Origin of the sequence: Duganella hordei, from assembly GCF_040369125.1 — a bacterium.
Taxonomy (GTDB): Bacteria; Pseudomonadota; Gammaproteobacteria; order Burkholderiales; family Burkholderiaceae_D; genus Rugamonas; species Rugamonas hordei.
Genome location: NZ_BPWI01000006.1, coordinates 22,900 through 36,104, shown reverse-complemented (window position 1 = coordinate 36,104; position 13,205 = coordinate 22,900). Strand labels below are relative to the sequence as shown.

7 protein-coding genes are annotated in these 13,205 nt (G+C 67.0%); 3 read left to right on the top strand and 4 right to left on the bottom strand.

Annotated features, from left to right (window positions below; genetic code table 11):
• Nucleotides 1-35 precede the first annotated feature (35 nt).
• Genes ABWW33_RS15535 through ABWW33_RS15525 form a run of 3 tightly spaced genes read right to left on the bottom strand, consistent with a single transcriptional unit; the run spans nt 36 to nt 5,808 of the window.
• On the bottom strand, nt 36-1,457 hold the full coding sequence (locus ABWW33_RS15535) for an efflux transporter outer membrane subunit (protein WP_353402708.1): 1,422 nt from the start codon (nt 1,455-1,457) through the stop codon (nt 36-38).
• Nucleotides 1,454-4,588, bottom strand: coding sequence for an efflux RND transporter permease subunit (locus ABWW33_RS15530; protein WP_353402706.1), 3,135 nt, complete (start codon nt 4,586-4,588; stop codon nt 1,454-1,456). Before ABWW33_RS15530 ends, ABWW33_RS15535 begins: the two co-directional genes overlap by 4 nt.
• A gap of 11 nt (nt 4,589-4,599) precedes the next feature.
• Entirely contained in the window at nt 4,600-5,808 is a 1,209-nt protein-coding gene (locus ABWW33_RS15525) for an efflux RND transporter periplasmic adaptor subunit (RefSeq protein WP_353402704.1), read from the bottom strand.
• Nucleotides 5,809-6,005: 197 nt separating this feature from the next.
• Here ABWW33_RS15525 and ABWW33_RS15520 point away from each other — a divergent pair, with 197 nt between their 5' ends.
• The 3 genes from ABWW33_RS15520 to ABWW33_RS15510 all read left to right on the top strand — a co-directional run bounded on the left by ABWW33_RS15520 (nt 6,006) and on the right by ABWW33_RS15510 (nt 11,254).
• Complete coding sequence (locus tag ABWW33_RS15520) at nt 6,006-8,159, top strand: diguanylate cyclase domain-containing protein (RefSeq protein WP_353402702.1); 2,154 nt, start codon at nt 6,006-6,008, stop codon at nt 8,157-8,159.
• 72 nt (nt 8,160-8,231) lie between these two features.
• Complete coding sequence (locus tag ABWW33_RS15515) at nt 8,232-9,722, top strand: ATPase domain-containing protein (RefSeq protein WP_353402700.1); 1,491 nt, start codon at nt 8,232-8,234, stop codon at nt 9,720-9,722.
• A gap of 5 nt (nt 9,723-9,727) precedes the next feature.
• A complete protein-coding gene (locus ABWW33_RS15510) occupies nt 9,728-11,254 on the top strand; it encodes a hybrid sensor histidine kinase/response regulator (RefSeq protein WP_353402698.1) in 1,527 nt (508 codons plus the stop codon).
• Nucleotides 11,255-11,266: 12 nt separating this feature from the next.
• Here the strand turns inward: ABWW33_RS15510 and ABWW33_RS15505 are convergent, their stop codons facing one another.
• Complete coding sequence (locus ABWW33_RS15505; RefSeq protein ID WP_353402696.1) at nt 11,267-13,177, bottom strand: MFS transporter; 1,911 nt, start codon at nt 13,175-13,177, stop codon at nt 11,267-11,269.
• Nucleotides 13,178-13,205 lie beyond the last annotated feature (28 nt).

Sequence of the window (13,205 nt, the reverse complement as noted above, 5' to 3'; positions counted from 1 at the left end):
TTAACAGCTTCGGAAAGCGGCGGGCGCGCAACACCTTAGCCCTCCGGTTGCCAGCCGCCGCCCAGCACCTTGTACAAGGTGACCGCGTTGCTGGACTTGCCCAGCCGCGCCGTGATCAGCCCCTGCTGCGCCGAATACAGCGCCCGCTGCGACACCAGCGCGCTCAGGTACGAGTCCGCGCCCTTGCGGTAGCGCGCCTCGTGGATGCGGAAGCTTTTATCGGCCGCGTCGACCAGCGCCTGCTGCGAGGCGATGCGTTCGTCAAGCGTGCCGCGCTGGGCCAGCGCATCGGCCACTTCTCGGAACGCCACCTGGATCGCCTTTTCGTACTGCGCCACCGAGATGTCGCGTTCCGCCTTGGCGATATTCAGGTTGGCGCGGTTGACGCCGCCGTCGAAGATCGGCAGGCTCACTTGCGGAATGAAGCTCCACGTCGACGAACCTGCCTTGAACAAACCGGACAAGGTGGAGCTGGCGCTGCCGCCAGACGCCGTCAGCGAAATGCTGGGGAAGAAGGCGGCGCGCGCCACGCCGATGTTGGCGTTGGCTGCGCGCAGCGCGCGTTCCGCCTGCTGCACGTCCGGACGGTCCTGCAGCAGGTCCGACGGCAGTCCGGCCGGAATCGCGGCCAGTTGCGTGATCGCGCCCATGTCGCCGCCCGGCAGCAGGTCGTCCGGCACCGTGCCGCCGACCAGCAGGGTCAGCGCATTCTGGTCCAGCGCCACCTGCGCGGTGTAGACCGCCATGTCGCCGCGCGCCGCCTCCACGCTGGTCTGCGCTTCATACATATCGAGGCCGGAGGTGACGCCGGAATCGAAGCGCTTCCGGCTCAGGTCATAGGACGTCTGCTGGCTTTGCAGCGTTTCCGCCGCCAGCTTCAGGCGCTGCTGGTCGGCGATCAGGGTCAGATACGCGTTGGCCACTTCGGCCACCAGCGTGATCTGCTGCGCGCGGCGCGCTTCCTCGGTGCCGAGGTAGGTCTGCAGGCCGGCCTCCGACAGGTTGCGCACCTTGCCGAAGAAATCCAGCTCATACGACGCCATCGCCAGGCCGCCGCTGTACTGGCGGCTCACGGCGGCGTTGCCGGTGCCGGTCATCGTGGCCGGTGTGCGCGACGCGTTCTGGCTCACGTTGGCCGACAGCTTGGGCAGCAGCGCGGCGGTATCGATGTTGTACTGCGCCTTGGCCTTCTCGATATTCAGCACCGATACGCGCAAGTCGCGGTTGTTGGCCAGCGCCAGCGCGATCACCTGGCGCAGACGCTCGTCGGCGAAGTATTCGCGCCACTGGATTTCCGACACCGGTTTGGCGTCGGCCGCCGCCGCCGGCACGCCTTTGTAGGCATCGCCGGCCGGCCAGGCTTGCGCCACCGGCTGCGCCGGACGTTCGTACACCGGCGCCAGGCTGCACCCCGCCAATGCGGCCAACGCGGCCATCGCGATCAAGGATTTTTTCATGATTGAACTCCCACACTCGCCGGAGCCACGGCCTTCTTCGAGAAGAAGCCGCGCACCAGCACAAAGAACACCGGCACAAAGAAGATGCCCAGGAAGGTCGCCGACAGCATGCCGCCCAGCACGCCGACGCCGATCGCGTTCTGGCTGCCAGAACCGGCGCCGCTGCTGATGGCCAGCGGCAGCACGCCGAGACCGAAGGCGATTGACGTCATCAAGATCGGACGCAGGCGCAAACGCACGGCCTGCAAGGTCGCCTGTTTCAGCTCGACGCCCTGCTCCTGCAGCTCCTTGGCGAATTCCACGATCAGGATCGCGTTTTTCGCCGCCAGGCCGACCACGGTCAGCAGGCCGACCTGGAAGTAGACGTCGTTCGACAGATGGAACACGGACGTCGCCAGCACGGTGCCGATCACGCCCAGCGGCACCACCAGCAGCACCGAGAACGGAATCGACCAGCTTTCATACAGCGCGGCCAGGCACAGGAACACGATCAGGATCGAGATCGCATACAGCTCCGTGGTCTGCGAACCGGAATCGCGTTCCTCGGTCGACAGGCCGGTCCATTCGAAGCCGATACCCGGCGGCAGCTGGGCCGCCATCTTTTCGATTTCCGCCATCGCGGCGCCCGAGCTGCGGCCCGGCGCCGGCATGCCGAGGATCTCGGTCGACGGCAGTCCGTTGTAGCGCTCCAGGCGCGGCGACGCGTAGATCCAGCGTCCGGTCGAGAAGGCCGAGAAAGGCACCATCTCGCCGTCGGCGTTGCGCACAAACCATTTGCCCAGGTCTTCAGGCGACATGCGCGAATCGGGCTGGCCCTGCATGTACACTTTCTTGACGCGGCCGCGGTCGACGAAGTCGTTGACGTAGGCGCTGCCCCAGGCGGTGCTCAGCACCTTGTTCACATCGGCGATGGACAGGCCCAGCGCGGTGGCTTTCTGCTGGTCGACGGTGATCTTGTACTGCGGCGTGTCTTCCTGCCCGTTCGGACGTACGGCCATCAGCACGGGATTCTTGGCCGCCATGCCCAGCATCTGGTTGCGCGCGGCCATCAGCGCATCATGGCCGACGCCGGCCTGGTCCTGCAGCTGCAGATCGAAGCCGCTGGCATTACCCAGCTCCAGCACCGCCGGCGGCGCGAAGGCAAACACCATCGCATCCTTGATCTGCGAGAAGTTGCCCATGGCGCGGCCGACGATCGCGTTCACGCGCTGGCCGGCGCCCTTGCGCTCGGCCCAGTCCTTCATGCGGACGAAGGCGATGCCCGTGTTCTGGCCATTGCCGCTGAAGCTGAAGCCAGCCACCGCGAACACCGACGCCACAGAGTCCTTCTCGTCGTTCATGAAGTGCTGCTCGACTTTCTCGATCACCTTCAGCGTGCGCTGCTGGGTCGCGCCGGTCGGCAGCTGGATCTGCGAGAACAGAACGCCCTGGTCCTCTTCCGGCAGGAAGGAGGTCGGCAGGCGCATGAAGACGAAGGCCAGCACCGCCAGCAGGATGGCGTACATCGCCAGCGAACGTCCGCCGCGGTTCAACAGCACGCCGACCCAGCCCTGGTATCTCGCGCTGCCGCGCTCGAAGCTGCGGTTGAACCAGCCGAAGAAACCGGTGTCGATCGCGTGATGGCCCTTGGCCACAGGCTTCAGCAACGTGGCGCACAGCGCCGGCGTGAACACCATCGCCACCAGCACCGACAGCACCATCGCCGAAACGATGGTGATCGAGAACTGGCGGTAGATCACGCCGGTGGAGCCGCTGAAGAAGGCCATCGGCACGAACACCGCCGACAGCACCAGCGCGATGCCGACCAGCGCGCCGCTGATCTGGCTCATCGACTTGCGCGTCGCTTCCAGCGGCGACAAGCCCTCTTCCGTCATCACCCGCTCGACGTTTTCCACCACCACGATGGCATCGTCGACCAGCAGGCCGATCGCCAGCACCACCGCGAACATGGTCAGCGTGTTGATCGAATAGCCGAGCGCGGACAGGATCGCGAAAGTCCCCAGCAACACCACCGGCACGGCCATCGTCGGAATCAGCGTGGCGCGGAAGTTTTGCAGGAACAGATACATCACCAGGAACACCAGCACCACCGCTTCCACCAGCGTCTTGACCACTTCCTCGATCGACAGCTTGACGAACGGCGTGGTGTCGAAGGCGACGACCGCCTTCATCCCATGCGGGAACTGCTTGCCCATCAATTCGATCTTCGCCTTGACGGCGTTGGCGGTTTCCAGCGCGTTGGCGCCGGTGGCCAGCTTGATCGCCACGCCGGTCGCCGGCTTGCCGTTGTAGCGCGCCAGGACGTTGTAGTTCTCGCTGCCCAGCTCCATGCGGGCGACGTCGCGCAGATGCACGGTGGCGCCGCTGGCGGCGGTCTTCAGCAGGATGGCGCCGAACTGCTCGGCGGTCTGCAGGCGGCTCTGCGCCGACACGGTGGCGTTCAGCTGCTGGCCCGGCACGGCGGGCGCGCCGCCCAGTTCACCGGCTGAGACTTCGGTGTTCTGCGCGGTGATCGCGGCGGTCACGTCGGCCGGCGTCAGCTGGTAGCTTTGCAGCTTGGCCGGGTCGAGCCAGATGCGCATCGCATACTGCGCACCGAACAGCGTGACGTCGCCCACGCCCTGCACGCGGCTCAGCGGATCGATGACGTTGGCGGCCACGTAGTCGCCCAGGTCGGCCTGCTTCATGCTACCGTCTTCGGACACGAAGCCCAACACCATCAGGAAGTTCTTGGTGGCCTTGGCCACCACCAGCCCTTGCTGGGTAACGATGGCCGGCAGCAGCGGCGTGGCCAGCTGCAGCTTGTTCTGCACCTGCACCTGCGCGATGTCCGGATTGGTGCCGCTGTTGAAGGTCAGCGTGATGCTGATGCCGCCGGTGGCGTCGCTCGACGAGGACATGTAGCGCAGGCCGTCGATGCCCTTCATCTTTTGTTCGATGACCTGGGTGACGGCGTCTTCCACCGTCTTGGCGGAGGCGCCGGGATAGGAACCGCTGATCGAAATCGATGGCGGCGCGATGCTTGGATACTGCGATATCGGCAGGCCGAGGATCGCGATCACGCCCGCGAGCATGATGACGATGGCGACGACCCACGCGAAAATTGGGCGGTCAATAAAGAAACGTGACATGGCGGCTTCCTTTACTGAGCGCTCTTGGCGTTGGCCGGCACGGCGCCGCCGGCCGCGGTGGCGACGGCACCGGCGGCCGGCTTGGCGGCGTTGGCCGACGCACCCGGTTTCACCTTCTGCACGCCTTCGACGATCAGCAGGTCGCCCGCGTTCAGGCCGGACTTGACCAGCCACTTGTCGCCCAGCGTGCCGCCCGTGACCAGCGTGCGCTGCTCGACCTTGCCTTCCTTGTTCAGCACCAGCGCGGTCGCCTCGCCTTTCGGATTGCGCGTCACGCCCTGCTGCGGCACGGCGATGGCTTGCTCATTGACGCCCGACTCCACCACCGCGCGGACGAACATGCCCGGCAGCAGATCATGCTTGGGATTCGGGAACAGCGCGCGCAGCGTGACGTTGCCGGTGCCTGGATCGACCGTCACGTCGGAGAACTGCAGCTTGCCCGCCTCGGCGTACTTGCTGCCGTCCGACAGCAGCAGCGTGACCCTTGCCTGGCCGCCGGATTTTTTCAGGCCGCCGCTTTCCATTTCGCGCTTCAGGCGCAGCAGGTCCTCGCTCGACTGCGTGACGTCGACATAGATCGGGTCCAGCTGCTGCACGGTGGTCAGCGCGGCGGACTGGTTGGCGGTGACCAGCGCGCCCGGCGTGACGGCCGAGCGGCTGATGCGGCCGCCGATCGGCGCGTCGACGTGCGTGTATTTCAGGTTGATGGCCGCCTGCTCCAGCGCGGCGGCGGCCGATTCCACGTCCGCCTTGGCCTGCTCGTTGGCGGCGACGGCATCGTCGTAATCCTGGCGACTCACGCCTTCGATGGCGACCAGCTCCTTGTAGCGCGCCACTTTCGGGCCGCTGGTCATCAGGTTGGCCCTGGCCTTGGCCAGCGCCGCCTTGGCCGAGTTGACGGCGGCCTGGTAGCTGGCCGCGTCGATCTGGTACAGCGCGACGCCGGCCTTGACGTCGGCGCCTTCGACAAACAGGCGTTTTTGTATCAGTCCGCTGACCTGCGGGCGCACTTCGGCCACCTGGAAGGCGGCGGTGCGGCCCGGCAGTTCGGTGGTGATCTGCAACGCCTCAGGCGCCACTTTAAAAACGCCCACTTCCGCCACCTGCGCATGAGGTGCTTCGGTCGTGGATTGGGAGCAACCAGCGGCCAGCGCGGTTGCGATGATCAGAGCGGCGGACCCGGCCGGCCGCAGGGATGGTTTGCAGAAAATGGCTTCCATGATGGGACTTTCTGTATAAAAAATAGGCACAGGCAATAGAATGAACGATCATTCTAATTAAGTCAAGCTGGTTTTATTGTTCAGGACAAAGCGATACGTGGCTGGGGTCGATGATTTCTCATCATCCTTGGGGCGGGCGCCGCGCCCGGTGCTACAATGAATTTAATTTCTTTCGGACATCATTTCGCCCGTCGTTTATGATCACGCCGCCAACTAAAAGCACGGCCAGGCCGCGCCTCACCACGCTGGTGACAGTGGGCGTCGCCGCGACGGTGCTGCTGTCCGTGCTGTGCCTGCTGGTGCTGGTCAGTCACTTCGCGACCGACTATGCGGAGCGCGAGGCCGGCCAGCGCCTGCAGCAACTGTCCTGGCAGATGCGCGACGCGCTCGACCGCGTGGTGCAGAAAGCCACCGGCGACGTCCAGCTGCTGACCGAGCTGCCGCAGGTCCGCGACGCCAGCTCGCCCGCCGAAATCCGCCAGGTGCTCGAGAGCCTGCAAAAGACCTTCCCCGACTACGCCTGGATCGGCCTGGCCAATCCGGACGGCACCGTCTACGCCGCGACCCAGGGCCTGCTCGAAGGCCAGGACGTCAGCGAGCGCGCCTGGTTCAAGGGTGGCCGCGACAAGCTCTACGCCGGCGACTTCCACCCCGCCACCCTGCTCGGCAAAAAGCTGCCCTACAGCGCCGACCCGTGGCGCTTCGTCGACGCAGCCGGCCCGGTGCGCCGTTCGGACGGCAGCTACCGTGGCGTGCTGTGCGTGCACATGAGCTGGGGCTGGGCGCGGCGCCTGGTGGGCACCATCCTGGCGCCGGCCGACCGGCAGTACTCTGCCGATATCTTCGTGGTGCGCGGCGACGGCACCGTCATGCTGGGACCGAAGGGCATGGAGGAACAAAAGATCAGCAGCGACAGCCTGGCGCGGTCGCAATCGGGCACGCCGGGATCGGTGAAGGAAACCTGGGCCGACGGCCGCAGCTACCTGACCGGCTTTTCCCGCACCGGCAAGCACGACGACCCGGCCACGCTGGCCTGGTCGGTGCTGGTGCGCCAGCCGGAGGACGTCGCGCTGGCCGGCGCCCACGCGCTGGAACGCCAGATCCTGCTGCTGGGCGCCATCCTCGGGCTGGCCATGGCGCTGGCGGCATCGGCGGTGGCGCGGCGGCTGGCCGGCCCGCTCAACGCGCTGAGCAGGAATATCGAGCAGCGCTCGGCCGCGACGGCCCACGAGGCCGACCTGCCGGAGATCGTGCAGATCGACAGCTTCCACGAGGCGCAGGTGCTGTCGCGCGCGCTCGCCGAGCTGGTGGACAACGAACGGGGCCACCTCGCCACGCTGCGCGGCATGAACGAAAAGCTCGAATCGACGGTGGCCGAGCGCACCCGCGAGATCGCGCGCAAGGCGCTGCAGCTGGAGCGCGCGCTGGCGCAGGAGCAAAGCACCCAGCTGCTGCTGCAGGAGCGCGCGGCCGAGCTGCGGGCCATCCTGGACAACGCGCACGACGCCTTCATCGCCCTCGATCCGGGCGGCGTGGTGCTGGACTGGAACCGCCAGGCCGAGAAGCTGATGGGCTGGACCCGCGCCGAGGTGATCGGCCAGCCGCTGGCCGCGATGGTGCTGCCGCCGCTGCTGCGCCGCGCCTATGAGCGCGACATGCGCCAGCTGGCCGATGCCGGCGCTGGCTCGACGACGGTGCTGAACCGCCGCATCGAACTGACGCTGCACAACCGCGAGTGCCAGGAGCTGGACGTGGAAGTGTCGCTGGCCTACGTGCCGCGCAGCAGCGGCCATCTGTTCATCGCCTTCCTGCACGACATCAGCGAGCGCAAGTCGCTGTTCGCGTCGATGGAGGCGATGGCGCTGCGCGACACCCTCACCGGCCTGCCCAACCGCCGCGCGCTGATGCAGGCGCTGACCGAGGCGATCCAGCGCGCCAACCGGCTGCGCCAAAGCTGCGCCGTGTTCTTCCTCGACCTCGACCGCTTCAAGCAGATCAACGACCGCTACGGCCACGAGGAAGGCGACGAACTGCTGCGCCAGTTCGCCGAGCGCGTGCTGCACACGGTGCGCAAGACCGACACCGTCGGCCGCCTGGCCGGCGACGAATTCATCGTCATCCTGGAAAACCTGCACAGCGACAGCGCGGCCCAGGAAACCGCCGACAAGCTGGCGCCGGCGCTGCGGCAGCCGTTCATGCTGAAGACCGCCACGGTCAGCCTGAGCGCCAGCATCGGCATCGCCATCCACCACCCGGACGACCCGCAGGATATCGAGACGCTGCTGAGCCGCGCCGACCGCGCCATGTACCTCAACAAACAGCAAACCAGGCAGCTGCACGCGCAGCGCTGAGACGCTTCCTATCGAAAATCCCTGTTTCCGCGTTTCAGGTAGTATCAGCCAAAAAACCTGTGGATCATGGACATGGAAGCACAAAACAGCCTCTCCAATCTCTTTATTTCATCCGGCGTGCCCGGCCTCGACGAGGTCCTGGCCGGCGGCCTGACCACCGACCGGCTCTACCTGGTCGAGGGCGAGCCCGGCACCGGCAAGACCACGCTGGCGCTGCAGTTCCTCAACGAGGGCCAGCGCCGCGGCGAATCGGTGCTGTACATTACGCTGGCCGAAACGGCGGTCGAGCTGCGCAGCGTGGCCGCTTCGCACGGCTGGGACATGCAAGGCATCCAGATCGAGGAAATCCTGCCCAACGAGGACGTGCTCAGCCCGGACCAGCAGTACACCATCTTCCATCCGTCCGAGATCGAGCTGGGCACCACCACCCAACGCATCCTGACGGCGATCGACAGGTACAAGCCGCGCCGCGTGGTGCTTGATTCGCTGTCCGAGCTGCAGCTGCTGGCCGAGAGTCCGCTGCGCTACCGGCGCCAGGTGCTGGCCCTCAAGCAGTACCTCACCAGCCGCAGCTGCACCACCATCTTCCTCGACGACCGCACGGCCCTCAGCACCGACCTGCAAGTGCGCAGCGTGGCCCACGCGGTGCTGACGCTGGAGCTGGTCGACCAGGCCTACGGCGCCGAGCGGCGCCGCGTGCGCGTGGTCAAATACCGCGGCATCGCCTTCCACGGCGGCGCCCACGACTACAAGATCACCCGTGGCGGACTGCAGGTCTATCCGCGCCTGGTGGCGGCCGCCACGCGCGTGCGCAGCGATCGGCGCCAGCTCTCGAGCGGCATCCCGGTGCTGGACCAGCTGATCGGCGGCGGCCTCGAAGAAGGCATGAGCACCCTGATCTCCGGCCCGCCGGGCACCGGTAAGTCGACGCTGGCGGCGCAGTTCGTCCACGCCGCCGCCGCGCGCGGCGAGCCGTGCGCGATGTTCCTGTTCGAGGAGGCCCGCAACAACATGCTGAACCGCTCGGCCAATCTCGGCATGGACCTGGCCGGCGCCATCGACGGCGGCCTGCTGTCGATCCAGCAGATCGACCCGGCCGAACTGGCGCCGGGCCAGTTCTCGCATGCGGTGATGCAGGCGGTCGAGCGCGGCGTGCGGGTGGTCGTCATCGACAGCCTGAACGGCTACCTGAACGCGGTGCCGGACGAGCGCTTCCTGACCGTCTACCTGCACGAGCTGCTGACCTACCTGGGACAGCGCGGCGTGGTCAGCATCATCGTCGGCGTCCAGCAAGGCATGATAGGCACCGGCATGACCACCTCGGTCGACGCCAGCTACATCGCCGACAACGTCATCATGCTGCGCTACTTCGAGGCCGAGGGCGAGGTGCGGCAGGCGATCTCCGTGTTCAAGAAGCGCGGCAGCGCGCACGAGCGCACCATCCGCCGCTTCGCCATCGGCGGCAAGGGCATACAGGTCGGCCCGGTGCTCAAGGGCTTCCACGGCATCCTGACCGGCGTGCCCACCTACGACGAGGACCCGGACCGGGCCGCGGCCGGCTGACTCGCATGGAAAACCGCATCCTGATCTACGCCCCCACCGGCCAGGACGCGCCGCTGGCCGCCAAGGTGATGGCGATGGCGGCCATCGACAGCCACGTCTGCCGCACTCTGGCCGAGCTGGCGGAGCAACTGGAACTGGGCGCGGGCGCGGTGCTGACGGTCGAGGAGGCCCTGGGGCCGGGCGGCTACAAGCTATTGCAGGACTGCGTGGCGCGCCAGCCCGACTGGTCCGACCTGCCCATCATCCTGCTGACCCACAGCGGCGCCGATTCGTCGGCGGTGCGGCAGGCGGTGGCCGGCTTGGGCAACCTGAGCCTGATGGAGCGGCCGGTGCGCACGCTGGCGCTGATCACCGCCCTGCACTCGACGCTGCGCGCGCGCAACAAGCAGTACCAGGTGCGCGAGGCGGCGCGGCGCAAGGATGAATTCCTGGCCAGCCTGGGCCACGAACTGCGCAATCCGCTGGCGCCGATCCGCACCTCGGTCTCGCTGCTGACCCACCTGTATCCGGACGCGCCGCCGGTGGCGCGCATCCGCGACATGGTGGAGCGCCAGGTGCGGCTGCTGACGCGGCTGGTGGACGACCTGCTGGACGTGGCGCGCATCACCAGCGGCAAGATCAAGCTGCAGCGCCAGCTGGTGAGCCTGGGCGCGGTGATGAACCACGTGAACGAATTGTGCGCGCAGGCGGCCAGCGCCAAGCGCATCCACATCGCCTGGCAGCTGCCGGCCGAGGAAATCACGCTCGACGCCGACTACGCGCGCGTGGTGCAGATCTACGCCAACATCCTGTCGAACGCCGTCAAGTTCACGCCGCAGGGGGGCAACGTGGTGGTGCGCGCCGAGCGCCAGGACGGCGAGCTGCTGGTGACAATACGCGACAGCGGCATCGGCCTCGACGCGGAATCGATCGCGCGCATCTTCCGCATGTTCGAGCAAAGCAGCACCGTCAGCGGCCAGTTCTCCAGCGGCCTGGGTATCGGCCTGAGCCTGGCGCGCCAGTTCGCGGAAATGCATGGCGGTATCGTGGAGGCGTACAGCGCCGGTCCCGGCATGGGCAGCGAGTTCGCGATCCGGCTGCCGGTGGTCAGCAGCGCCGTGCGCGACGCGGCGCCGGCAACGGCGGCCAAGGGCGCCGACGGCCGCAAGATGCAGGTGCTGGTGGTGGACGACAACCAGGACGCCGCCGATTCGCTGGCCGCGCTGCTGGAAATCGACGGCTTCGACGCCCATGCGGTGTACGACGGCGCCAGCGCCATCCGGGCGGCGGCCGAGCAGGCGCCGGACATGATCATCATGGACCTGGGCATGCCCGGCATGGACGGCTACGAAACCGCGCGGGCGATCCGCCAGCGTGCCGGCGCAGAGCGCATCCTGATGGTGGCCCTGACCGGCTGGGGCCAGAACGACGCCCGCCGGCGCACCGGCGAGGCGGGCTTCGACTATCACCTGGTCAAGCCGGTGGAGCTGGAACAGCTGGTCCGCCTGGCCGGCGCGCGGCAGAACCGCGAACAGGTGCAGGCGGCGCGCTGAAGCGGGCCGCCGCTACTTCCAGTCGCCGCGCAGCGCCAGCACCTGCTCCTGCAAGCCTTCCGGCGTGACGTCGTGCGGCGCCACCGGCAGGCCGACCGCCAGCGCCAGCCGCGAACGCAGGCCGGTGCGGAAGGCGCGCTCGAACACATTGTCGTCGCTGCGGCTGAGCAAATGCCCCCACAGCCCGCGCAGCGCCATCGGGATCACCGGCACCTTGGTGCGCTCGACGATCTTGGCGATGCCGCCCTTGAACTCGCTGATCTCGCCGGTGGTGGTCAGCCGTCCCTCCGGAAAGATGCACACCAGGTCGCCCTCGTGCAGCGCCTGCGCGATGTCGACGTAGGCCTTCTCCATCAGCCACGGGTCTTCCTTGGCCGAAGCGATCGGGATCGCGCGCGCGGTGCGGAAGATCCAGCCCAGCAGCGGCAGCTTGAAGATGCGGTGGTCCATGACGAAGCGGATCGGCCGCGGGCTGGCCGCGCCGATGACGATGGCGTCCACGTAGCTGACGTGGTTACACACCAGCACCGCCGCGCCGTGCGCCGGAATGCGGTCGGCGTCGATGGTGCGCACACGGTGCACGGTGTGGATCAGCAGCCAGGCCAGGAAGCGCATCAGGAACTCCGGCACCAGCGAAAAGATGTAGATCGCCACCACCGCGTTCAACAGCGCCGTCACCAGGAACAGCTGCGGTATCGTGAAGCCCTGGCCCAGCAGCAGGATCGCCACGCCGGCCGCCGCCACCATGAACAGCGCGTTGAGGATGTTCATGCCGGCGATGGTGCGCGAGATATGGGCCGGGTCGCAGCGGATCTGGATCAGCGCGAACAGCGGCACGATGAAGAAGCCGCCGAACATGCCGATCATCAGCACGTCGAACAGGATGCGCCAGATCGCGTGGTGCGAAGCCATCATCGCGAACGCGTCCAGGTGCGGGCCCGAGGCCAGCGCGCCGGCAATAGCGGCGAAGTGCTGGCTGGAGAAATACAAGTCGGCGCCGAACAGCGACAGGCCGATGGAGCCGAACGGCACCAGGCCGATTTCCACCTTGCGTCCCGACAGGCGCTCGCACAGCAGCGAGCCGGCGCCCACGCCCAGCGAGAACACCGTCAGCAGCAGCACGAACACGCTGTGGTCGCCGTGCAGGAAATCCTTGGCGTAGACCGGGAACTGCGCCAGCACCAGCGCGCCGTAAAACCAGAACCAGGAATTGCCCAGCATCGACAGGAACACCACGCGGTTCTTGCGCGAGAAATTGATGTTGCGGATCGATTCGCCGACGAAGTTCCAGCTGACCTTCAGTTCCGGCACCGGCGCCGGCGCGTTCGGGATGCGGTAGCTGGCGATCAGACCGAGCAAGGCCACGGCGATGGTGGCGATGGCTTCGAGCGCGATGCCGTTCGGCCTTTGCACCACCAGCACCGCGCCCAGGATCTCGCCCAGCAGGATGCCGACGAAAGTGCCCATCTCGGTCACGCCGTTGCCGCCGATCAGTTCCTCGGGCTTGAGCTGCTGCGGCAGGTAGGCGTACTTCACCGGTCCGAACAGCGTCGAGTGGATGCCCATGCCGACCACGGCGGCCACCAGCAGCCACAGCGTGTGGGTGAACCACCCGAGTCCGGCGACGCACATGATGGCCACTTCCAGCCATTTGACGAAGCGCGTCAGGCCGGACTTCTCGAACTTGTCGGCCAACTGGCCGGCGGTGGCGGAGAACAGCACGTACGGCAGGATGAACAGGCCGGGGATCAGGTTCGTGATCAGCGATGGCGACAGCGTGGTCCAGCTGAGCGCGTCGAAGGTGAGGATGACGACCAGCGCGGTCTTGAACAGATTGTCATTGAAGGCGCCGAGAAACTGGGTCCAGAAAAACGGCGCGAAGCGGCGTTGCGACAGCAGGGAGAACTGATTGGGCTGGCTCATGTCGTACCGTTCAATGTGAGACTTGCGG